20 protein-coding genes are annotated in these 21970 nt (G+C 67.4%); 9 read left to right on the top strand and 11 right to left on the bottom strand.

Annotated features, from left to right (window positions below; all coding sequences use genetic code 11):
• The first annotated feature begins 142 nt into the window (after positions 1-142).
• Complete coding sequence (locus A5707_RS00950) at positions 143-1855, top strand: hypothetical protein (protein ID WP_065012665.1); 1713 nt, start codon at positions 143-145, stop codon at positions 1853-1855.
• 125 nt (positions 1856-1980) lie between these two features.
• On the opposite strand, the gene A5707_RS00945 is transcribed toward A5707_RS00950, so the two are convergent.
• The 3 genes from A5707_RS00945 to A5707_RS00935 all read right to left on the bottom strand — a co-directional run bounded on the left by A5707_RS00945 (position 1981) and on the right by A5707_RS00935 (position 6031).
• Positions 1981-3402 (bottom strand): PPE domain-containing protein, encoded by a 1422-nt coding sequence (locus A5707_RS00945; protein ID WP_065012659.1) that lies wholly within the window; start codon positions 3400-3402, stop codon positions 1981-1983.
• A gap of 214 nt (positions 3403-3616) precedes the next feature.
• On the bottom strand, positions 3617-4795 hold the full coding sequence (locus A5707_RS00940; protein ID WP_065012658.1) for a cupin domain-containing protein: 1179 nt from the start codon (positions 4793-4795) through the stop codon (positions 3617-3619).
• 81 nt (positions 4796-4876) lie between these two features.
• On the bottom strand, positions 4877-6031 hold the full coding sequence (locus A5707_RS00935) for a glycosyltransferase family 4 protein (RefSeq protein WP_065012657.1): 1155 nt from the start codon (positions 6029-6031) through the stop codon (positions 4877-4879).
• Positions 6032-6139: 108 nt separating this feature from the next.
• On the opposite strand from A5707_RS00935, the gene A5707_RS00930 reads away from it, so the two are divergent.
• Together A5707_RS00930 and A5707_RS00925 are read left to right on the top strand one after the other, a co-directional pair.
• Positions 6140-6925 carry a class I SAM-dependent methyltransferase gene (locus A5707_RS00930; protein WP_065012656.1) on the top strand — a complete coding sequence of 262 codons (786 nt, stop codon included), beginning with the start codon at positions 6140-6142 and terminating at the stop codon, positions 6923-6925.
• Between the two features lie 51 nt (positions 6926-6976).
• A complete protein-coding gene (locus tag A5707_RS00925) occupies positions 6977-8449 on the top strand; it encodes an aldehyde dehydrogenase (protein ID WP_065012664.1) in 1473 nt (490 codons plus the stop codon).
• On the opposite strand, the gene A5707_RS00920 is transcribed toward A5707_RS00925, so the two are convergent.
• A complete protein-coding gene (locus A5707_RS00920; protein ID WP_065012655.1) occupies positions 8446-9318 on the bottom strand; it encodes a class I SAM-dependent methyltransferase in 873 nt (290 codons plus the stop codon). The genes A5707_RS00925 and A5707_RS00920 overlap by 4 nt on opposite strands.
• A gap of 136 nt (positions 9319-9454) precedes the next feature.
• On the opposite strand from A5707_RS00920, the gene A5707_RS00915 reads away from it, so the two are divergent.
• Positions 9455-10132: a winged helix-turn-helix transcriptional regulator gene (locus A5707_RS00915; protein WP_065012663.1), complete on the top strand. Its 678-nt coding sequence runs from the start codon at positions 9455-9457 to the stop codon at positions 10130-10132.
• Positions 10133-10205: 73 nt separating this feature from the next.
• Here the strand turns inward: A5707_RS00915 and A5707_RS00910 are convergent, their stop codons facing one another.
• On the bottom strand, positions 10206-11009 hold the full coding sequence (locus A5707_RS00910; protein WP_065012654.1) for a crotonase/enoyl-CoA hydratase family protein: 804 nt from the start codon (positions 11007-11009) through the stop codon (positions 10206-10208).
• Positions 11010-11209: 200 nt separating this feature from the next.
• Here A5707_RS00910 and A5707_RS23630 point away from each other — a divergent pair, with 200 nt between their 5' ends.
• Positions 11210-11374 carry a hypothetical protein gene (locus tag A5707_RS23630; RefSeq protein WP_156657414.1) on the top strand — a complete coding sequence of 55 codons (165 nt, stop codon included), beginning with the start codon at positions 11210-11212 and terminating at the stop codon, positions 11372-11374.
• An 8-nt stretch (positions 11375-11382) separates the two neighbouring features.
• Positions 11383-11997 (top strand): TetR/AcrR family transcriptional regulator, encoded by a 615-nt coding sequence (locus A5707_RS00905; protein ID WP_065012653.1) that lies wholly within the window; start codon positions 11383-11385, stop codon positions 11995-11997.
• A gap of 92 nt (positions 11998-12089) precedes the next feature.
• Here the strand turns inward: A5707_RS00905 and A5707_RS00900 are convergent, their stop codons facing one another.
• From A5707_RS00900 to A5707_RS00885, 4 genes are all read right to left on the bottom strand, one after another.
• A complete protein-coding gene (locus A5707_RS00900; RefSeq protein WP_065012652.1) occupies positions 12090-12386 on the bottom strand; it encodes a hypothetical protein in 297 nt (98 codons plus the stop codon).
• Positions 12383-13891 carry a class I adenylate-forming enzyme family protein gene (locus A5707_RS00895; protein ID WP_065012651.1) on the bottom strand — a complete coding sequence of 503 codons (1509 nt, stop codon included), beginning with the start codon at positions 13889-13891 and terminating at the stop codon, positions 12383-12385. Before A5707_RS00895 ends, A5707_RS00900 begins: the two co-directional genes overlap by 4 nt.
• 107 nt (positions 13892-13998) lie before the next feature.
• Positions 13999-14820, bottom strand: a complete 822-nt coding sequence (locus tag A5707_RS00890) for an arylamine N-acetyltransferase family protein (protein WP_065012650.1) — start codon at positions 14818-14820, stop codon at positions 13999-14001.
• Between the two features lie 20 nt (positions 14821-14840).
• A complete protein-coding gene (locus A5707_RS00885) occupies positions 14841-15656 on the bottom strand; it encodes a crotonase/enoyl-CoA hydratase family protein (protein WP_156657412.1) in 816 nt (271 codons plus the stop codon).
• A gap of 97 nt (positions 15657-15753) precedes the next feature.
• Here A5707_RS00885 and A5707_RS00880 point away from each other — a divergent pair, with 97 nt between their 5' ends.
• Positions 15754-16560 carry a 1-acyl-sn-glycerol-3-phosphate acyltransferase gene (locus A5707_RS00880; protein ID WP_065012649.1) on the top strand — a complete coding sequence of 269 codons (807 nt, stop codon included), beginning with the start codon at positions 15754-15756 and terminating at the stop codon, positions 16558-16560.
• Positions 16561-16565: 5 nt separating this feature from the next.
• The gene (gene fadD12, locus A5707_RS00875) at positions 16566-18155 is read left to right on the top strand and encodes an acyl-CoA ligase FadD12 (RefSeq protein WP_269455126.1); all 1590 of its coding nucleotides are present in this window, start codon (positions 16566-16568) and stop codon (positions 18153-18155) included.
• A gap of 11 nt (positions 18156-18166) precedes the next feature.
• On the opposite strand, the gene A5707_RS00870 is transcribed toward fadD12, so the two are convergent.
• Both A5707_RS00870 and A5707_RS00865 read right to left on the bottom strand, forming a co-directional pair.
• The gene (locus A5707_RS00870) at positions 18167-19585 is read right to left on the bottom strand and encodes a WS/DGAT/MGAT family O-acyltransferase (RefSeq protein WP_065012648.1); all 1419 of its coding nucleotides are present in this window, start codon (positions 19583-19585) and stop codon (positions 18167-18169) included.
• Positions 19586-19628: 43 nt separating this feature from the next.
• The gene (locus A5707_RS00865) at positions 19629-20813 is read right to left on the bottom strand and encodes an alpha/beta hydrolase (RefSeq protein ID WP_065012660.1); all 1185 of its coding nucleotides are present in this window, start codon (positions 20811-20813) and stop codon (positions 19629-19631) included.
• A 106-nt stretch (positions 20814-20919) separates the two neighbouring features.
• Between A5707_RS00865 and A5707_RS00860 the strand changes: the two genes are divergently transcribed.
• Positions 20920-21804 carry an alpha/beta hydrolase gene (locus tag A5707_RS00860; protein ID WP_065012647.1) on the top strand — a complete coding sequence of 295 codons (885 nt, stop codon included), beginning with the start codon at positions 20920-20922 and terminating at the stop codon, positions 21802-21804.
• The last annotated feature ends 166 nt before the right edge of the window (positions 21805-21970 follow it).

Below are 21970 nucleotides of genomic sequence, written 5' to 3'. Positions count from 1 at the left end.
GCCCCGTGTCGTCGTTGATCGCTGCGGCCACCGCGCGCCACCCCGACGGGTAATGCACCGGCTCGGGCCCACTCCCCCCCACAGGTCCGCCCGACCACCCCTGATCGACTCGACGCGAGTGACCGGGACAGGCCGCTGGGTCCTGCAGTGGTCGCGCCCCGGGTACGCGCTGGCGCTGGCGCTGTTGGTGACGGCGCCGCTACTGGCCCCCGGTTATCTGCTGCTGCGTGATGCGGTCTCCACTCCGCGGTCCTATCTGTCCGACAGCGCGCTCGGCCTGATGTCCGCGCCCCGAGCAGTGCCGCAAGATTTTGCGGTGGCGCTGGCCTCACACGGAATCGACGGCGGAATCGTGGTGAAGGCGCTGCTGATCGCCGCGCTGTGGCTGGCAGGTTGGGGCGCTGCCCGGCTGGTCGCGGCGGTATTACCGGAGGCGGGGGCGAGCGGCCAGTTCGTCGCGATCACGCTGGCGATCTGGAATCCCTATGTCGCGGAACGGATGTTGCAGGGCCATTGGAGCCTGCTGGTCGGCTACGGCTGCCTGCCCTGGGTCGCGACGACGATGCTGATGCTGCGGTCGGAGGACCCGCCGGTGTGGTCGCGGTATTTCGCGCTGGTGTGGTGGATTGCGCTGGCCGGGTTGACGCCGACCGGGTTGATGCTGGCGGCGACGGTGGCGCTGGTCTGTGTGGCTGCCCCCGGCGCCGGCCGCCCCCGTTGGCGGTGTGCCGCCGTCTCGCTGGGCGCTGCCGTGGTGGCGGCGCTGCCGTGGTTGACGGCCTCGGCGCTGAGCTCCGCACTGCCCGCGCAACAGGATTCGGCGATCGCCGCGTTCGCGGCGCGTGCCGAGCCCGGACTTGGCACGCTGGGCAGCCTGGCCGGCCTGGGCGGAATCTGGAATGCCGACGCGGTGCCCGCTTCCCGCACAACGCTTTTCGCGGTGTTGAGCACCGTGGTGCTGGTCGGCGTGGTGGTCACTGGCCTACCTGCTTTGCGGCGACACCGGGCGGCGGTGCCGCTCATCGTCGTGGCGGCGGTGGCGGTGCTGGTGCCGGCGGCCCTGGCCACCGGCCCGGGGCTGGCCGTGCTGCGTGTGGTGGTCGACGTGGTGCCCGGCCTTGGTGTCGTGCGCGACGGGCAGAAATGGGTAGCGCTGGCGATGCCCGGGTACGCGCTGGCCGGCGCGGGGGCGGTGCAGACGTTACGGCGGTGGGCGCACCCGGCGGCGACGGCGCTGATCTGTTGCGCGGCATTGATATGCGTGCTGCCCGATCTGGCGTGGGGCGGTTGGGGCAAGGTCGAACCGGTGCATTACCCGTCGGGGTGGCGCGCGGTGGCCGCAGCGATCAACGACGACACGGGGCCGGTGGCGGTGTTGCCGACCGGCACCATGCGCCGCTTCGGGTGGTCGGGTCCGCAACCGGTGCTGGATCCATTGCCGCGCTGGTTGCGCGCCGACGTGCTGGCCACCGGTGACCTGACGATTTCCGGAATTAGTGTTCCGGGCGAAGGCCGCCGGGCCCGCGTTGTTGAGCAGCTAGTGGTCTCGGGAGCAGACCCCGATGCGCTGGCCCGGGCGGGGGTGCGGTGGCTGGTTGTCGAACGCCGGACGCCCGGCGAATTGGGAGCGGCGGCAAGGGTTTTCGGACAGTTGCCGATTGTCTACCAGGACGACGACCTCGCGTTGTATAGCGTCGGCGGCCACGCTCCCGGCGCCCCTGCGGGCCGCCGCTCAGCGGTGCTGATCGCGCATCTGGCTTGGCTGGCGATGCTGGGGGTCGGGGCCGTCGGGATGGCGGCTGCGGGATGGCGTCGGCGGGTCGGACGGACCGCGCGGTCCGACAAAGACGACTGAGGAAGGTGAGATGTTCGCTGTTAACACTCGCCCGGAAGTCTGCCCTGACACTACGGATGCCCGCCGGTTCCGACGGACGGCACTCGCCTAACGGTCAGGTCCTCACCATTGAGAGTCGGCGCCGTTTACGTAGTGTTCGGCCCCTCTGCCGTTCCGGTGTCGGCACCCCAACTGCTCGGCATCATCGGCATGGTCGGTCCGCTACCGGATGGGTCGGCGGCCAGCGCGGCCAGCCCCGCGGCCTGGGCGCCGGTCTTGCCGGCGGTGCCGGCGAACCCCAGTGGTCCCGCGCCCTGATCTGAGGGCGTCACCGCGGCAAACCGCTGCGCGGGGCCCGGCGATCCGTCGGGGTCCGCGTCCAGGAATTCGAAGCGGTGCCCGCGGTCGATCAGTCCCGCCCGTTGGCGCCGACGGCGCGCCAGTTCCCGGGTGGTCGCAGCGGTGGCCGCCGCGGCGGTGTCGGGCGCCGCCGCGGTGCGGGTGGCGCTGGCGCTGACGCTCATCGCCGCGCCGAAGCCGATCCCGGGCGGACCGACCACATAGGGGTAGGCAAAGGCCTCGCCACCGGTGGCGGGCGCCAGCGGCGCAGCGGTGCTGGCGACCGCGGGTGCGGTTGCGGCGGGCGCGGGTGCGGGGACGGACGCCGGGGCGGCGGCGGGCGCAGCCAGTGCCGGTGCCATTGCGGCGACCGGTGGCGTGCTGGGCGCGCTGGCGACCGGTGCCGGCTCGACGCCGGGGATCGCCTCGGGTTGGGGCAGGCCGGCCAACCCGGCCAGCCCCAGGAAGCCGGTCAGCGCTCCGGCGGGGGAGATTGCGGGAGCGATCAGGCTGAACGAGCTCTGGGTCAATTGCGGCGCTTGCGGAAAGAACGCGTTGTAAGCCTCGCCCAGCCAGTGCGGAACCTCGGACCAGGCCTGCGGGTTGGTCATCACTTCGTGTATCCGAGTTGTCCACCAGCTCAGTTGATGTGGGTTTCCTTCGTCTTGGTTTCCGCCGCCGGACTCGTTGGTCTTCTGGATCTCGGGCGCCGGGGTGGTTTGCGGTGTCGACGCCACCGCGGTGGTGGCCGCCACTTGGTAAGTCGTCATCGTGGTGGCGGCCTGCAGCCACATCCGCGCATAGTCAGCTTCGTTGAGGGCGATCGGAATCGTGTTGATCCCAAAGAAATTCGTGGCCACCAGCACTGCGTGCGTGGCATGGTTGGCCGCCAGCTCGGCCAGGGTCGGCATGGCCGCCAGTGCGGCGGTATAAGCGGTCGCAACCACCTCGTGGCTGGTGGCCGCCGCCGAGCTATCGGCGCTGGCCTGCATCAGCCATGCGAGGTAGGGCACATGCGCGGCCACATACGATTCCGCGCTGGGGCCTTGCCAGGCACCGGTCTGCACCGCCGCCAGCAGTGCGCCGAGTTCCTCTGCCACGGAGGCATATTCGGCGCTGAGCGAGTTCCACGCCGCCGCCGCGGCCAGCAGCGAACCCGGTCCGGGACCACTGCTCAACAGCGCCGAGTGCACCTCCGGCGGTGAGGCCAACCAAATTGGCGCCGTCACCGTCGAGCACCCACGACCACATGGGGCGCCGCGGCAGTGCCTGCGGCCAGACCATCGAACACGACGTACACCGCCATCGCGAAACTCCTCTTCTGCGGTGATTTTTCGCGTGTGCGTCCGCAATGTCAACAAAATGTGCCTGTGAATGTCCTGGCATGAGGAAGCAGCACCGGCGTCGACGAGGGTCGGTGCGAAGCAGGCTTTCCGACGGTCCTTAGGAGTTGTCGGCGAGCCGGCTCAGAAATCCCGTGGCGATCAGCGATCGGGCTAACTTGGTCTGCTGCACTGGGCTCAGCCCAGGTAAGTCGCCTACCCGAAACGGCTCGGTACGTCTCGACAGGAACAGCATCGCGGCTTCATGGTCGGACTCTGCGTTGATCGACAGCTGCGCAAACTCCAGCACCACGTCAGCGTCAACGCGGGTCACCCTCGAATAGAGCGGTTGGTGCTTCACCACCAGCGTTTGTTCGTCGACGCCGACGGTGTCGGCGACCTGCCCGACGGGCGGGCATCGACCGCGCCGAACCAAGACCTCGGCCATGGTGCCCAGCCCCTCGGCGATGACGCTCGGGTCGTCGATCGTTCGGACAATGTCATGCACCAGGGCGCTCAGGCTCGCGCGTGTGCAGGGGTCATCGAGATGCCTTGGTGGCAGGCGAGTATGGGCCCGGTCATCTCGCAAGCTCAACGCTCGAAGGGCGTGGGTGATCAACGTGAGCACGGTGGGCGCGTGGATCCCGACGGTCAAGTGGACCGATGGCTGCGAGTGTGTCTGGGCCGCGTGAACGTGGCCGCGCGGCAGATAGAGCACGTCTCCGGGTTCCAAACACAACTCGGTCGGCAACGAGAACCCCTCGGCAGCCCCTTGCTGGCGCTGCATCTCATGCGGCGGGATCGCGGCGACATCAGCCAGACGCCAGATCTTGGATCCCTGCATCTGCAGGACCAAGACGTCATGAGGGTCGAAGTGCGGGACGAAGCCGGTCGATTCGGGTGGCGTGACGTAGCCATTGACCCGGGTCGGGAAGTTCAACTCGACCTCGATGGAGTGCGACAGCGCCGCAATCTCGCGCACGTACTGCTCGAGTCCATTCAGGACGATCGTGTAGCCCTGCGCAAAAGCATCGCGGACGCGGACCGAATCGAGACTGCCGTCCGCGAGCCGGAAACTCTCGGCATCTTTGCTCTCGCCGCCCCGCACCAGACGCACCGCCGACGGCTCGGGCGCCACGTGCTCCAAGAGTTGGTCGACCGCCGACGGGCCGGGCAGCAGCCGATCGAAATAGCCCGTGGCGCATCGCTTGACGTGGTGGTGCTTGACCGCCCAAATTTCGTCAAGGAAGGTCTGCACAGTAAGGGGTTGAAGCAACCAAGTGAGCGAGGACTCGACGATGGCTCCTCCCTAGCGACCCGGATCGGAACGTGACTGGGTAAGCATCGCAGCAGACCGAACCGTCGGGCAAGGCCGTTCGAGTTAGACCACGCCGCTGATCCGGTCTCCGGCCAGCACCGACTCGAGCACGGTGCGCATCGCGTCAGCGCTTTGCCGCCAAGAGAATTCGGTGCTGCGCGCCTGCGCCTTGGCGCCGAGTTGATCGCGCAATACCGGATCGTCGAGAAGTTGCTGGAGCCGGCTCACCAGTTCAGTGCGGTCGTCGACCAGGACCCCGGTAACGCCGTCGATGATCGAATCGGCCAGGCCACCCGAGGACCGATAGCCGATGGTGGGCACCGCGTGCTGCGCTGCCTCGACCACGGCCAGTCCCCACCCTTCTTTGCGTGACGGCAACAGATGAACCCAAGCTTGCTGCATCACATGATGTTTGGTGATGTCGTCGACGTGGCCATGGAACGTCACCGCGTCGCTGATGCCGAGTCGCGCCGCATGGCCGACCAACCGCTGCTGCCACCACCCGCCGCCGACGATGTCGAGGTGTAAGCCGGCTATACGCGGCCGCAGCAGAGCCACAGCATCCAGTGCGTCCTCGATCTGCTTGTGTGGCACCAGTCGCGACAACACGATCACCCGCGGCGCAGCCGCCCGCGGACCGCGCAGCGAGGGCGCCGGCGCCTCGTCCAAGCCGTTGCGCACCACGGCAATTCGCTCGTTGGCCACACCAAGGGCAACCAGATCGCGAGCCGACGGCAGCGAGACCGTCACGTATTGGTTGCGCCGGTGCAGCCGCGGCGACAAGCGTGACTCGACGAACCAACCGACCCGACCGATCACCGGGCCGGCCACCGGCCACTGCTCGCGGTGGCAGTGGTGCACCAACACCGCGACTCGCCGGCCGTACAACAGCCGGGCCAGAAACGGCAGGCCGTTCTGGGTGTCGACGACCACGTCGGGTCGCACCCGTCGCAGCGGACCCAGCCCCAACCGGGCCGCGGCCATCGCCAGCAGCGCCCACACGTACACCGAATAGCGGCCGCCAGCGCGGTTGATCCGCACCCCGTCGACCACCTCGTGCCGCGGCGCGCCGGGATAACGGGCGGTGCGCAGGGTGACGGCTATCCCGGACTGCGCAAGTTGGGCGCCGAGGCGCTGCAGATAGGTTTCGCTGCCGCCGCCCTGCGGGTGGCCGGTGTCGCGCCAGCACAACAGCAATACCGCGCGCAGATCAGACATTAGGACCAGCCTAACGGGCGACGAGCGTGAAGCTGGCTTCACGTTCGCCGTCGAGCGTGAAGCTGGCTTCACATTGGTCGGGTCCTACCTAACCGTAGGGTGAGGTCGATGGCGGTCACCGATGCGTTCGCTCGCCGGGCGACGCTGTCTCGCTCGGTGCGGCTGTTCTCGGAGTTCCGCTACGAGCAGTCCGACCCCGACCGGTTCTACGGGGCACTGGCCAGCGATACCGCGCAGATGGTCGCCGATTTGTGGCGCGGCACTCATGACACCGACCCGACCGGTTGCACGCTGCTCGACGTTGGCGGTGGCCCTGGCTATTTCGCGACGGCATTTGCCGACGCCGGGATCCGGTACATCGGGGTCGAGCCGGATCCGGCCGAGATGCATGCGGCGGCGCCCACGGGTGCACATGCGGCGGGCCCATTCGTCCGCGCGTCGGGCATGGCGCTGCCGTTCGCCGATGACTCGGTGGACATCTGCCTGTCATCCAATGTCGCCGAGCACGTTCGACGGCCATGGCAGTTGGGCGGCGAAATGCTGCGGGTGACCCGGCCCGGTGGGCTGATGATCCTGTCGTACACGGTGTGGCTGGGCCCGTTCGGCGGACATGAGACGGGCCTCGCCCACTATCTCGGCGGTGCCCGCGCCGCCGCGCGCTACGCCCGCAAACACGGCCATCGGCCGAAGAACGACTACGGGTCGTCGTTGTTTGCGGTGTCGGCGGCCGACGGGCTGGACTGGGCGGTCAGCACCGGCGCCCTGGTGGCCGCATTCCCGCGCTACCACCCCCGATGGGCCTGGTTGCTGACATCGGTCCCGCTGCTGCGCGAGTTTTTGGTGAGCAATTTGGTCCTGGTACTGCGGCCGCCGCTCCCCGACGACGGCACTTGATTGAAACGTGTTCTCGTTTTGCCCGTCGCTGGGTAGGGTGACGCCATGACCATGACCGACAGCCAGAAGACCGAATACGACAAGCTGTTCATCGGCGGGAAATGGACCGAACCGTCGACCTCCGACGTCATCGAGGTGCGCTGCCCGGCTACCGGCGAATACGTCGGCAAGGTGCCGCTGGCGGCAGCAGCCGATGTCGATGCCGCGGTGGCGGCAGCCCGTGCGGCGTTCGACAGCGGCCCCTGGCCGACCACGCCGCCGAAGGAGCGCGCGGCCGTGATCGCCAAGGCGCTCACGTTGATGGAGGAGCGCAAGGACCTGTTCACCCAGCTCCTCGCGAACGAGACCGGGCAACCGCCAACGACCATCGAGACGATGCACTGGATGAGCTCGATGGGGGCGCTGAATTTCTTCGCCGGCCCCGCCGTCGACCAGGTCAAGTGGAAAGAGACCCGCAACGGCGGATACGGGCAAAGCATCGTCCACCGCGAGCCGGTCGGCGTCGTGGGCGCGATCATCGCGTGGAACGTGCCGCTGTTTTTGGCCGTCAACAAGCTGGGCCCGGCGCTGCTGGCGGGCTGCACGGTGGTGCTCAAGCCGGCCGCCGAAACCCCATTGAGCGCAAACGCTTTGGCTGAAGTGTTCGCCGATGCCGGCCTTCCCGAAGGGGTGCTGTCGATAGTGCCGGGCGGAATCGAGACCGGACAGGCACTGACATCCAACCGCGATGTCGACATCTTCACGTTCACCGGCAGCTCGGGCGTCGGCAAGGAGATCGGTCGCCGCGCCGCCGACCTGCTCAAGCCGTGCACGTTGGAGCTCGGCGGGAAATCGGCGGCGATCGTCCTCGATGATGTCGACCTCGCCTCGGCCATCCCAATGTTGGTGTTCTCCGGGATCATGAACACCGGTCAGGCCTGTGTGGCCCAGACCCGCATCCTGGCTCCGCGCTCGCGATACGACGAAATCGTCGATGCCGTAAGCGCTTTCGTACAGGCGCTGCCGGTGGGGCTGCCGTCGGACCCGGCCGCCCAGATCGGTTCGCTGATCTCGGAGAAGCAGCGCGCCCGGGCCGAGGGCTATATCGCCAAGGGCATCGAGGAGGGCGCCCGCCTGGTGTGTGGCGGCGGCCGTCCCGACGGCCTGGACACCGGCTTCTTCGTGCAGCCCACGGTGTTCGCCGACGTCGACAACACGATGACGATCGCCCAGGAGGAGATCTTCGGGCCGGTGCTTTCCATCATTCCCTACGACACCGAGGAAGACGCGATCAAGATCGCCAACGACTCGGTGTACGGGCTGGCCGGCAGCGTGTGGACCGCCGATGTGCCGCGCGGCATCGAGATCTCCGAGAAGATCCGCACCGGGACCTACGCCATCAACTGGTATGCGTTCGATCCCTGCTGTCCGTTCGGCGGCTACAAGAACTCCGGCATCGGGCGCGAAAACGGGCCGGAAGGCGTCGAGCACTTCACTCAGCAGAAGAGTGTGCTGATGCCGATGGGTTATACCTCCGACAGTTAGCCGCGCGACGAGAGCAACTGGGGGCCGTCCCCCGTCGCACACGAGCGCTTGCGCGCGGTGATAACCAGGTACTCCCAGCGCATCGTCGATGATCCGGCCAGGAATCGTTGCCCCAGTTCGGCTAACGCGGCATCGAGCGCGGCGACGCGGTCGTGGTCGGCCGCGATATTGCGATACGTGGTGATCGTCGGCCCATAGTTGGACTTGAAGAAGTCGCGGAATGCCTCTCCGGTGGCAAACAGGTCGACGTTCAGCGCGCGTCGCTGCATGGCCAGATCGGTTACCCGTTCGCCCAGCAGGTGCCTGACGTGGTCTTCCTTGCCCCACAGCGGCGGTGGCTGTACCCCGGGTGGCGGCGTCGGCGCAAAGGGCTTCATCGTCGCGAACATCTGACCGACGAAGCCCTCGGGAGTCCAATTGATCAGCGCGAGCGTTCCGCCGGGCCGGCACACGCGAACCAGTTCGTCGGCAGCCCGTTGATGATGCGGGGCGAACATCACGCCGATACACGACACCACAGCGTCAAAGCTGTTGTCGTCGAACGGTAGTGCCTCGGCATCGGCCTCCGTCCATTCGAGGTCGACGCCGCTCTCGGCTGCCGCCGCGCGTCCGACTTTCAGCAACTCAGGAGTGAGATCGCTCGCGACCACGCGGGCCCCGGCCGCCGCAGCGGGAATTGAGGCGTTGCCGGTTCCCGCCGCCACATCGAGCACGCGCTCACCGGGTCCGATGCCGCTGGCTTGCACCAGCGCGTGTCCAAGGGGCGCGACCAAGTCGCTGGCCACTCTGCGATAGTCGCCGGTTGCCCAGACTGCGCGATGTTTGCCGGCCGAGTCACGGCCAGCGGTGGTGGCGACCTCAGCAGTCACGGTGATCTCCTCGTCCGAAGCTTTTGCTACATGACGAATCGTCCGTTCACCAGGCCGGCGATTCCAGTCCCAAATCTGAACCAGTCGCGGTTCTGAATCTGTACCACCGGCCGCCCCCCGGATGTACCGTCACAACATGCCGTCCTACGGTCAGTTCTGCCCCGTCGCCAAAGCCATGGAGCTGCTCGACGAGCGATGGACGATGCTGGTGGTGCGTGAATTACTCGGGGGCAGTAGGCACTTCAACGATTTGCGCCGCGGCTTGCCCAAGATGTCGCCGGCCCTACTGTCCAAGCGGCTGCAGACCTTGACCCGCGCGGGTCTCGTCGAACGTTCCGAGGCCGACGGGCGGGCGTCGTACACACTGACCCCATGTGGCAAGGAGCTGCAAGACGTCGTGCAGGCAATCGGCACCTGGGGTGTGCGATGGATTCCGGAAATCGGCGACGAAGAGCTCGACCCGCATCTGCTGATGTGGGACATCCATCGCACGGTGCCGATCGACAAGTGGCCGCGCGAGCGGACGGTGCTGGCGTTCCGCCTGTCAAGCGTGGCACCGAAGGCGTCGTCGTCGTGGTGGCTCGTGGTCGCCGACGGACGAGCCGATGTATGCGACTTCGATCCCGGCTACGACGTCGCCGCGACGGTGTCGTGCACCTTGCGGATTCTCACCTTTATCTGGCGCGGCGATGTGTCGTGGTCGCGTGCGCTGCTCGACGGGTCGGTATCCATCGACGCGCCGGCGCAGGTGCGTCGCGCGGTGCCTACCTGGATCGGCCAGTCTCGACTGGCCGCCGTCCCGCGCCCTGCATAGAGTCCACCGGGCCCCGATCCGTCGTCCATGCGGTATGGGCGCCGTAGTCAAGCCGGCGCCGAACCGAACGCCGCTACTGTCCCTGGAAGCGGGCCTCGCGCCGCTCGACGAAGGACTGCACGCCTTCGGCGGCGTCCGCGGTGGCGAACAGCTCCACCACCGTCGGACGCAGTCGCTCGATGGCTGCGGCTTCGCCTTCTCTGCGGGCCCGCTGCGCTGAGGCCAGGGTGGCCCGAACACCCAGCGGTGCAGCGCGATCGGCGATCGTGTGCGCGATCTCGCGCGCCCGCGCCAAAGCGGCCGCCGCATCGTCGGCCACTTCTTGGACCAACCCGATGCGGTGCGCCTCGGCGGCGTCGAACTGGTCGCCAGTGAGCAGCCAGCGCATGGCGTTGCCCCAGCCGGCCTCGCGCGGCAGCCGGATCGTCGCACCACCGAACGGATAAATTCCCCGCTGCACCTCAAGCTGGGTGAATTTGGTTCCGGCAGCAGCGATGCGGATATCGGCGGCGAGGAGCAATTCGATACCCAACGTCATGCACCATCCCTGCGCGACGGCGACCAGCGGCGTGGTCCAAGCGCCGTCGAGGCGGAAGGGATCTCGACCGTCATCGGGGAAAGGGCTCTGTCCGCTCGCGATGCCCGGCCCGACATCGACCAAATCCAGTCCGCCGGTGAAGTGGTCGCCGTGCGCGAACAGCACGCCGGCGCGGACTTCGGAGTCGGACTCCAGCACCGCGTACGCGCGGGCCAAATCGGCCAGCATCGTCCGGTTGAAGGCGTTGCGCTTGTCGGGCCGGTCCAGACCGATCAGCAGCACGTGCCCGTCGCGTTCGAGCGAGACGGTCTCCAGGGTTGGGAGCGGGGTGACAGCCATTGGCCAAGTACACCGCAACGCTAGGGAATATGCAATACAGCATAATTTAGCTGCGGCCGCTAGCGAGAATCCGGATGCCAACGGAACTCGTTGTACTGCAGTTTTTCGCCAACCCACGGGGTGTAGCGCCTATCGTGCTTGTGTCGAAGAACTCTGCCGTTATATGCTGTCCGGCATAATCATGGCCGGTGAGCCGGTGCATGAGGCAGGAGAAGATCATGTGGATCGTCGAGCTCAATATCGCCGGCTACCAGTTCACCCGCCAGATTCCTGACTTGCGTGGCACAACGCTGCGGTCGGTATGGCTTCACCCGCCTAGCCTGCACCGGCGGGTCCCGCAGCCGCCGTCCCCACACGCCGCATAAGCCTCACGATGACCCCCATGGCCACCGGTGCCAGACGCGGTAAAACCCGCACCAAGATGCTGGTCAGCGCCGCCGAGGTGATGCGTGAACGCGGCGCGGCCGGGGTGACCATCGACGAGGTACTCACCCGCAGCGGCGCCCCGCGGGGATCGGTCTACTACCACTTTCCCGACGGCCGAAACCAGATACTGACCGAAGCGCTGCGCTACGCCGGTGACGCGATTACGGCCACTATCGATGACTCCATCGAGAAGGGCGCGATGGCGCTGCTGCGCGACTTCGTCGAGTTCTGGGAAAGGTTGCTGGAGGACAGCGACTTCAACGCCGGCTGCCCGGTGGTGGCGGCGGCGATCGGCTCGGCCGACGACGAACCGCAATTGACCGCCGAGGCCGGGCAGATTTTCGGCCGTTGGTGTACCGCCCTGTCGCGGGCCTTCGTGACCGACGGCTTTCCCGAGTCGGACGCGGCCTCGCTGGCGGCGATGTCGATCGCCGCACTGGAGGGTGCGGTGGTGCTATGCCGCTCGACGCGCAGCGCCGAGCCGCTGCGGGAGGTCCACACTCAACTTGAATTCCTGATCAAGGCAAGGGAATTCGTCCGTCGCAACGGAGTCCCCAAGTAGCGAGAGCTGGGGGCACCTCCCGCTTGCGGGGGAACGTAAGGCCCTTTTTCGCCGGCGTGTCGGGGGCTTTTGCGTCTGTTCGCGCAGAGAAGCTAGTCGCTGGCCGGCAGTGGCTTGGCTTCCTTGAGGCTCAGCGCGGTCTGACCGATCGCCAGCGTCCCCGCACCGGCCTTGGTCACCAGCACCTCGGCGCCGGTCTCGTCCACATAGCGCTTGCCCATCACGTTGCCGTCGGCGAACGCCGGGTCCAGCTCGCCGGAACGCTGCGCGTCCAACGCCACCATCGGCGCACCGCCACAGCGCAGATCGTCGAGACTGTCGGCGCTGCGGACGACGATTACCTGCGTGTCGCACACCTGGCTGGCCAGACGGGTTCCGTTCTTGATCATGATTTCGATCCTAATGTTCCTAGGGTTCTGAGGGATTCGACGATCTCGCGACGCAGCACCTTGCCCGTCGCATTGGTAGGCAATTCGTCGCGGAACACGACGCGGTCGGGCGTGCGCGAACCACGCAGACTCTTGCGGACATGCTCGCGAAGCTCGTCGGGATCCGGCTCGGCGCCCGCCGCGGGCACCACCACCGCGACGATCGCCTGGCCCCACTGCGGATCGTCGACGCCGACCACCGCGACATCACGCACCTGAGCGTGCTCGATCAGCACATCCTCCAACTCGGCGGGTGCGATGTTCTCCCCGCCGCGAATGATCGTGTCGTCGCTGCGCCCGCCGATGAACAGGTAGCCGCCCTCGTCCAATGTGGCGATGTCGCGCGTCGGGAACCAGCCTTGCTCGTCGAGCACCGAGCCGATCCCGGTGTAGCGGCCCGAGACCTGCTCGCCGCGGACGAACAACTCACCCGTCTGCCCCGCCGGCAGCACCGCGCCGTTCTCGTCGCGGATCTGCACCTCGATGCTCGGCACTGGCTGACCCACCGAAGCCAGGCGCTTGACGACGGCGGGATCCGACGCCGACTGCGCCGCGCGATGGTCCTCCGGAGTCAGCACAGCGATCGTCGAACTCGTCTCGGTCAGGCCATAGGCGTTGACGAACCCCACGTCGGGCAACAGCTCCAGCGCCCGCCGCACCAGCGGCAAGCCCACCTTCGAGCCGCCGTAGGCCAGACTGCGCAGCGACGGCAACTCATGGCGGCCGCCTTCCAGCACGGTGACGATCCGGTCGAGCATGGTCGGGACCACCGTCGCCGTGGTGACGTGCTCGGCGTTGATCAGCCGCACCCACTCCTCGGCGTCGAAGACGGGCAGGTACACCATCGTTCGGCCCGCATACAGATTCGACAGCGCCGCGCTGACACCGGCGATGTGGTAGGGCGGCACACAGATCAGCGCGGCATCGGTCGGCTCAGCCGACCCGAACTCCACGGTTCCGGTGATGTAGCTGGTCAGGTTGTTGTGTGACAGCTCGACGGCCTTGGGCTGCGACGTGGTGCCCGAGGTGAACAGCACGATCGCGGTCGAGTCTGGGTCGGCGAACTCCGCGGCAGGTTCGGCGGTGCCGGCGCTGGCCACGAACTCGTCGGAGCCGATCACCTGCTTGCCGGTATCGCCGACCATCTCCCGGTAACGGCCGTCGACGACGACGAGCGGGTCGGGCAGCCGCCGGATCAGGGTCTGAATGCCGTCGGTCGAAAGCCGGTAGTTGATCGAGGTGAACGCCACACCCGCGCGCGCCGACGCGAAGATCAGCAGCGGCAGCATCGCGCCGCCGGTGCCGACGTAGACGACATGCTGCGCGTTCGAGCCGGCGATCACACCCGCGCCGCCGTCGGCGAGATCGCTGAGCTGCTGAGTCGTCAACCGGGTGTCACCGGAGACGACGGCGGTTCGGTCGGGGTTGCTCGACACAGCCATCTCGAGCAGTAACGAAATGCTCAATCGTCGAACTTTCTGTGGTGTCAGCGCGTTACAAAGACCGTCAAAAGTGTCATGCAGTGCCGGCTGTAGTTTAGATCATGCAACTATCCCGGTCACGGGCGCTGCCGCTAAGTGTCGAGCACCTCGGCGATCCGGCGCTCCACACCCGCGAGGCCGGACACGTCGATGCCGAACCGATTGGCCAGCGCGTCGAGCACCTGTCCGGCGCCGTCGAACCGGATGCGCTCGGTTGCCCCGTCGGCGTGGATGGCGAGGTTGCGGCCACGCAAATTCCATCGGGCGTCGTCGGTGACCAGCGCAGCGCTGAGCCCGACGACGAAGGTTGACGCCGGATGCGTCGACACGTACCAGCTTCCGACTTCCATATCGATCAGCGGACGCGGATCGATGCCGAAGGTGTACAGCGGCTGCCACTCAGCCCGGACCAGCGCCTCCAAGACGTAGTCACGTCCGTGGGTGCGCAACCGGTACGGCTCGTGACGGGTCTGCTGGACCGGCCCGACGACCAGCCGGATCGGCGACGACAGCGTCTGCCCGCCGAACCCGACGTCGACCAGATACGGTTCGTCGACGCCGGGAATGCGTACCGCCAGCGCCTGATGGGTCTCCGCGTGCGGTGGACCATCCAGCCCGGCGGGATTCATCCACACCACCCGGCCGGCCAGCCGGTCGACGTCGAACCCCAAATCGGTGAGCGCGTAGCGCATCAAGTTGTTGTGCTCGTAGCAGTACCCGCCGCGGCGGCGAGACACCAGCTTGTCGGTCAGCGCAGCCGGGCTCAGGTCGGCCACCGGCACACCCAGCAGCGGGTCGAGGTTCTCAAACGGAATGTGTTGGGTGTGGCCGGCCACCACACCGGTCAACGTCTCCAGCGTCGGGGCTGTCGACCCGGTGTAGCCGATGCGGGCGAAATACGCCGAGAGGTTCATTAGCGGCGACCCGCTGCGACTCAGGTCCCCGTCCAGCGCGGCGGGCGCTTCTCGGCGAACGCGATCGCGCCTTCCTTGGCGTCGTTAGAGGCAAACACCGGCATCAAGATCTTCAGCTGCTCGCCGAACATGGTCTCCGGGCTCCAGCCGCGGGACTCGACGATGATCCGCTTGGTGGCGGCCACCGCCAGCGGGCCGTTGGCGGTGATCTTCTCGGCCAGCGCGATGGCCGCATCCAGCGCCGTCCCGGGCTCGGCCAGCACATTGACCAGCCCCAGTGCGTGCGCGCGTTCCGCGGACAGGTTGTCGCCGGTCAGGGCGAGCTCCATCGCGATGGCAGACGGAATGCGGTGCGGCAGCCGCAGCAGTCCCCCGCCGCCGGCGACCAACCCGCGTTTGACTTCGGGGATACCGAACGCCGACTCCTTGGACGCGACGATCAGGTCGGTGGCCAGCGCCAGTTCGGTGCCGCCGGCCAACGCGTAGCCCTCGACGGCGGCGATCAACGGCTTGGTCGGCGGGCGTTCGGTGAAGCCCATCCCGCGGCCCTCGACGACGACGTTCTCACCGCGCGCAAATGCCTTGAGATCCATGCCCGCGCAAAAGGAGCCGCCGGCACCGGTCAGGATCGCCACCGACAAACCCGCGTCGTCGTCGAGCCGGTCCATCGCATCGGCCAGGCCTTTGCTGACGGCGGCGTTCACCGCGTTCTTGGCCTTGGGCCGGTTGATCGTGATGATCAGGATCCGGTCGCGCTGTTCGACGAGAACCTCGGGTTCGGTGTTGCCGGCATCTTCGCTCACGACGCTGTGTGCTCCTTCGAATGTCAGTGACATCTGTCGAGGAGATCGTAACGACCTTGTCCGAGTGACTTCCGCCGGAACGCGCTGGGCTAGCATCACAGCCAAATCGGCACAAATCCCAGGGGGACCGTTGACCGCCACCGATATCGAACCAACCGAAATATCGAAGTGGGATCCCGGCCTCACCGAACGCGTGATCGGATGGCTCCGGCCGCTCATCAAGGGCTACCACCGCGCGGAGGTGCGCGGGCTGGAGTCCTTCCCGTCGGGTGGCGCCCTGGTGGTGTCCAACCATTCGGGTGGGTTGTTCCCGATGGATGTTCCGGTTTTCGCCACCGGGTTCTACGAGAAGTTCGGCTATGACCGGCCGGTCTACACGCTGAGCCACGACGTGTTACTCACCGGCCCCACCGCCGACTTCTTCATCCGGGCCGGTTTCATCCGCGCCAACCACGAGAACGCCGACGAGGCGCTGCGCTCCGGTGGAGTGGTGGTGGTGTTCCCCGGCGGTGACTACGACGTCTACCGGCCCACCCTGTCGGAGAACACCATCGATTTCGACGGGCGCACCGGCTATGTGCGCGCGGCAATCAACGCCGGGGTGCCGATCGTTCCCGCGGTGGCCGTCGGCGGACAAGAAAGCCAGCTGTACCTGTCGCGTGGCACGTGGCTGGCCAAGGCGCTGCGCTTGGACAAGCTGATGCGAGTGAAGATCCTGCCGATCTCGGTGGGCTTCCCGTTCGGGCTGTCCGCAGTGGTGCCGCCCAACCTGCCGCTGCCGACCAAGATCGTCATGCAGGTGCTCGAGCCGATCCAGATCGCCGCCCAGTTCGGTGAGGAGCCCGACGTCGACGAAATCGACGCGCACGTCCGCCATGTCATGCAAAAGGCGCTCGACAAGTTGGCCAAAGAGCGCCGCCTCCCGATCATCGGCTAGTACCGGTGGCACCGTTCGGCCTGTTGGCCAGCATGGTTCGCGCAGGAATCATCGCACCCCTGCGACCCGATAAGTATCTACGGATCACCGCCGCTGTCCGCCGCGAAGGCCTTACCGTCACAAGCGGATTCGCGATGTCGGCGCAGCGCTGCCCCAACCGTGCGGCGTTGATCGACGAGTTGGGCACGTTGACCTACCGCGAGCTCGACCGCCGCGGCGACGCGTTGGCGGCGGCCTTGCAGGCGCTGTCCGCCGGGACGCCGTCGGTGGTGGGGATCATGTGCCGCAACCACCGCGGCTTCGTCGAGGCGTTGGTGGCGGCCAACCGGATCGGCGCCGACGTGTTGCTGCTCAACACCTCGTTTGCCGGGCCGGCGCTGGCCGAGGTGGTCGACCGCGAGGGCGTGGACGCGGTGATCTACGACGAAGAGTTCACCGAGTCGGTGGACCGCGCACTAGTCGACCGGCCCGATACCGTCCGCATCGTCGCCTGGGCCGAGCAACCGCACGACCTCACCGTTGAGAAGCTCATCGCCGCGCACGCCGGCCGCCGCGCCACCAGGCCGTCGCGCAAGGGCAAGCTGATTCTGCTGACCTCCGGGACCACCGGAAACCCTAAGGGCGCCAAGCACTCCGGCGGCGGGGCCAACGAGCTCAAAGCGATCCTGGATCGGGTGCCGTGGCACACCGAGGAGACGACGGTGGTGGTGGCGCCGATGTTTCACGCCTGGGGCTTTTCCCAGTTGGTGTTCGCGGCCTCGCTGGGCTGCACCGTGGTGACCCGGCGCAAGTTCGACCCGGAGGCCACGCTTGATCTCGTCGACCGCTACCAGGCCACCGGCTTGTGTGTGGTGCCGGTGATGTTCGACCGGATCATGGATCTGCCCGACGAGGTGCGCCGCCGCTACAGCGGTCGCTCGCTGCGATTCGCCACCGCGTCGGGATCACGGATGCGCGCCGACGTGGTCACCCGGTTCATGGACGAATTCGGCGACGTGATTTACAACAACTACAACGCCACCGAGGCGGGCATGATCGCCACCGCCACCCCCGAAGATCTGCGGGCCGCCCCCGATACCGCGGGCAAGCCGGCCGTGGGAACCGAGATCCGCATTCTCGACAGCGAATTCCGTCCGGTGCCCACCGGCGAGGTCGGCCAGATCTTTGTGCGTAACACCAACCGGTTCGACGGCTATACCTCCGGCAATACGAAAGACTTTCACGACGGCTTCATGGCATCCGGTGATGTCGGCCGACTCGACGAGGCCGGCCGGCTCTATGTGGTCGGGCGCGACGACGAGATGATCGTCTCCGGTGGCGAGAACGTCTACCCCATCGAGGTGGAGAAGACGCTGATGGCCCACCCCGATGTCGTCGAGGCCGCGGTGCTCGGAGTCGACGACGAGCAGTACGGACAGCGCTTGGCGGCGTTCGTCGTGGTTGCGGGGTCGGCCACCCCCGACAACCTCAAACAGCATGTCCGCGACAATCTGGCCAATTACAAAGTGCCGCGCGAGATCGTCGTGCTTTCGGAGTTGCCGCGCAGCAGTACCGGCAAGATCGCCCGCCGCGATCTGCTGGAGCGACTCAGTTAGTTGCCGGCGCCTCAGGCTTGCGCCAACGCGATCTCGACAACCGTGAGCTTCTCGGAAAGCCCTGCGGCCCGCCGTATTTCGACGAACTCCTCGATCATGGCGTCGGTCACCTCGTGTGGGTCGTCGACGGTGGTGGCGTCGGCGAGCACCGAGATGTTCAGCTGGTCGACATAGCTCCACACCGTGATGTTCAGTCCGCTGCCGGCCGTCAATGGGCCCACCGAGTAGATCTCGGTGACCAGCGCGCCGCCGACGCGCCCACGTTCGCGCGGGCCGGGCACGTTGGAGATGTTGAGGTTGAGCACCTTGTTCTGCCCGTCGCGGCCGGCCAGCCACCGGAAAAGCGACTCTGCGGGAGCCGGCGGGAAGTACGCCGCCCACCGGCTGATCAGTTCCGGACCGACGAGCTGGTGGCTTTCCTTGGCAGACACCGCGAAATCGTGGGACAGCCGAACCCGCTCCAGTGGATCGTCGACGTCGACGGGTAACGCCACCAGCACACCGCTGAACCGGTTCCCCGAGATCCGGTCCGGGGAGAAGTCGAAGCTCATCGGCACCGAGGCCAGCAGCGGATGGTCGGCCTTGCCGTCATAGCGCAGCGACAGTTTGCGTAACGCCCCGCTGGAGAGGGCCAGCACCAGGTCGTTGATCGTGACGCCGAGCGCCTTGCCGGTCTCCTTGATGTCGGACAACGCCAGGGTGGCGGTAGCGAATGTGCGCTGCGGCGTGAGCATGTGGTTCATGAAGCTCGGCGGCGGAGTGAACGGCCGCGTCAACTCCGGTGACAGTTTGCGCGAACTACGGCGAACCCGGCCGACACCCGCCGCGGTGTAGCGGACGGTCGCCGGGATCCGGCCAAGGTGACGCAGGTGATCACCGAACGCCGATCGCACCAGTTCGCCCTTGGAGGGTGCGGGGTCGGGCGTAAACCGGCCGCGGCCGGTCTGCGGACCCGCCGCCAAATCCATGCCGCGAGCCAGCAGGTTCGCCGCGGCGACACCGTCGGCGAGCGCGTGGTGGATCTTGCCGACCACCGCGATGCGGTCGTCGGCCAGGCCCTCGACGAAATACATCTCCCACAGCGGGCGGCTGCGGTCCAGCGGGGTGCTGGCGATCTCGCCGATCGCCTCGTCGAGCTCACGGCGTCCGCCCGGCGCGGGCAGCCGCCACGGGCGGATGTGGTAGGTCAGGTCGACTTCGCAGCTTTCCCGCCACATCGGGTGATGGAACTTCATCGGAATGTCGACGAGCTGGTAGCAGAACGGTTCCAGCTTGTAGAGCCGACTGTGAATGACCCGGCGAAACGTGTCGATATCGAAGTCGCGACGTTCGGGGTCCAGCTCGATCACCGCGACTTTGAGGGTGTGCATATGCACATTCGGTGTCTCGCTGTACAGCAGCACCGCGTCCCAGCCGCTGAGCCTCTTCACCGCCCCACCTCCCTGTGCAGGCGACCTTACATTCGGACGGTGTTCAGATGACCTCTTTGGCCCCGATCAGCGCATGGTTGCGGTGGACTTGGTTGAGGAACAGTCCGATGGTGGTGGCCATCGCGCCGGTGCGGGCCCCGTCGGTCAGGTCGAAGCCGTGTCCGGCGCCGGGCAGCTCCACGTAGCTGACCGCCGAGCGGGACACCGATCGGAGCCGCTCGACGAAGCTGCGCGCCTGCGCCACCGGGATCACCGTGTCATTGCTGCCATGAATCACCAGGAACGGCGGGGCATCCGGATGCACCCGGGCGATCGGCGAGGCCTTGCGGAACACGTCGGGATGGCGGTCGATGCGCCGGTTGACCACCACCCGCTCCAGAAAATCGACGAACCGGACCCGCTCGGCGGTCGAGCGGTCCTCCCAGTCGTAGCGGCCGTAGACCCCGACCACCGCGTCGACTGCGGTGTCCGAGCCGGACGCCAACTCGGCCTGCAACTCCGGGTCGTTGCCGGTCAGCCCGGCCAACGCAGCCAGATGGCCACCGGCCGAAGACCCCGCCACCGCAACGAAATCGCGGTCCCCGCCGAATTTGTCGACGTTGGCGCGGGCCCACGCGATCGCGGATTTGACGTCGGTGATGTGGCTGGGCCAGCGGTGGTGCGGCGCCACCCGATAGTCGATGGATAGGCATACCCAGCCCAGTTCGGCCAGATGCGACATCAGCGCGTAGCCCTGCAGGGCGCGGCTGCCGTGCACCCAGGCCCCGCCGGGCACATAGATCAGCACCGGTGCCGGCCGGACCGGCAAGTCTTTGCGACGCCACACGTCGAGCAGCTGGGCCGGGTGGTCCCCGTACCGGACCCCGGCGCGGTAGAGGTGGCGTCGATGCCGCAGCGCCCGCCATACCGGCGGGGTGCGTTCGGGTTCGGGCCATTCGATGTCGAGGTCTTTCGCGGAGACGATGCCGCGCAGCGCGGCTGCGGACACCGCCTGCGTTTGGTCGCGGTCACGTTTGCGGATTTCCACCACGCCCGGAGTCAGCCACGCCTTGGCGGTGGTGGAGAGGAATTCCGGTAGCACCCGGCAGCCCCAGACGCCCATCGCGGTCGCACCGCCCAGCGGCTCCAGATGCCGGCCCACCACGGGCAACGACGTCGTCGCCACGCTCAGCGCCAGCATGTAGTCGGCGGGGCGGGCACGCAGCAACCATCTCGCGCGGCTAGCCATGGTCGGACCGGGATATCGGGTCGCGGGGCGCACCATCCCGGGAGCGTACCTCGCGGGGGGTCGGTCCAAACGGTGATCGCCGCCGCGTCGTCGTCATACTGATTCGATGCCGAGCACCGATTTCCACCCTGACCTCCGCAGAATCGCCCGCGTTGCGCCGCGAACACTGGTCACACCGCGGACGTTGCACCTGATCCGTGCGTTGTCGGGGCTGGTGCGCGGTGGCGGCGTCGACGGCGTCGAAGTCCTCACGCTCGAGTCGGGTGCGGGTGTACGGCTGTACCGACCGGCCGGTCTCACCCAGCAGGCGCCCGCGCTGCTGTGGATCCACGGCGGCGGCTACGTGATCGGCAGCGCGCGGCAAGACGACCGGCTGTGCCACCGGTTCAGCGACGAGCTGGGGATCACGGTCGCTTCGGTGGACTACCGGCTGGCGCCCGAGCATCCCTACCCGGCGCCGCTGGAGGACTGCTATTCGGCGTTGACCTGGCTGGCCCGGCTGCCGACGGTAGATCCGGCGCGGGTGGCGATCGGCGGGGCCAGCGCCGGGGGCGGGTTGGCGGCGGCGCTGGCGCTGCTGGCGCGGGATCGCGGCGAGGTCACTCCCAGCCTGCAGGTGCTGGCCTACCCGATGCTCGATGACCGCAGCGCCGATAGCCCGAAGAACTCCAACTACCGGCTGTGGAGTCCCAACAGCAATCGGTTCGGCTGGGCCGCCTATCTCGGCGACGCCGACCCGCAGGTCGCCGTGCCGGCGCGCCGCGACGACCTGAGCGGGCTGGCCCCCGCCTGGATCGGGGTTGGCACACACGACCTGTTCTACGACGAGGACTTGGCCTACGCGCAGCGCCTGCGTGCCGCCGGGGTGCCATGCGAGGTCGAGGAAATCGTCGGCGCGTTCCACGGCTTCGACCTGATAGCTCCGAAAGCACAAGTGTCCCAAGCCTTTTTCGCCAGCCAACGCGACGTCCTGCGAGCATCCCTCTTTTGAGCCGAGCGTGCGTCCCGTTCGGCGCGAGCGTGCGTGTCCCCGGTTCGGCGCGAGCGTGCGTGTCCCCGGCCGACACGCCGAGCTCGTCGCCGGGTTTGCGCTCAGTGTCAGGGTGATGGTGCTGCGTTGCGGTGTGTCGGCGTGACAGGGCCGCTTCGCGGTGGTT

The sequence above is a fragment of the Mycobacterium kyorinense genome (assembly GCF_001672775.1).
Lineage (GTDB): Bacteria > Actinomycetota > Actinomycetes > Mycobacteriales > Mycobacteriaceae > Mycobacterium > Mycobacterium kyorinense_A.
The sequence above is the reverse complement of the archived record's forward strand: the minus strand, read 5'-3'. Positions and strand labels throughout refer to the sequence as shown.

Coding starts and splice junctions, on each gene's coding strand:
- A5707_RS00935 (WP_065012657.1), bottom strand. CDS start 6,031: ATGTCTGATCTGCGCGCGGTATTGCTGTTGTGCTGGCGCGACACCGGC.
- A5707_RS00930 (WP_065012656.1), top strand. CDS start 6,140: ATGGCGGTCACCGATGCGTTCGCTCGCCGGGCGACGCTGTCTCGCTCG.
- A5707_RS00925 (WP_065012664.1), top strand. CDS start 6,977: ATGACCGACAGCCAGAAGACCGAATACGACAAGCTGTTCATCGGCGGG.
- A5707_RS00915 (WP_065012663.1), top strand. CDS start 9,455: ATGCCGTCCTACGGTCAGTTCTGCCCCGTCGCCAAAGCCATGGAGCTG.
- A5707_RS00910 (WP_065012654.1), bottom strand. CDS start 11,009: ATGGCTGTCACCCCGCTCCCAACCCTGGAGACCGTCTCGCTCGAACGC.
- A5707_RS23630 (WP_156657414.1), top strand. CDS start 11,210: ATGAGGCAGGAGAAGATCATGTGGATCGTCGAGCTCAATATCGCCGGC.
- A5707_RS00905 (WP_065012653.1), top strand. CDS start 11,383: ATGACCCCCATGGCCACCGGTGCCAGACGCGGTAAAACCCGCACCAAG.
- A5707_RS00900 (WP_065012652.1), bottom strand. CDS start 12,386: ATGATCAAGAACGGAACCCGTCTGGCCAGCCAGGTGTGCGACACGCAG.
- A5707_RS00890 (WP_065012650.1), bottom strand. CDS start 14,820: ATGAACCTCTCGGCGTATTTCGCCCGCATCGGCTACACCGGGTCGACA.
- A5707_RS00885 (WP_156657412.1), bottom strand. CDS start 15,656: ATGTCACTGACATTCGAAGGAGCACACAGCGTCGTGAGCGAAGATGCC.
- A5707_RS00865 (WP_065012660.1), bottom strand. CDS start 20,813: ATGGCTAGCCGCGCGAGATGGTTGCTGCGTGCCCGCCCCGCCGACTAC.
- A5707_RS00860 (WP_065012647.1), top strand. CDS start 20,920: ATGCCGAGCACCGATTTCCACCCTGACCTCCGCAGAATCGCCCGCGTT.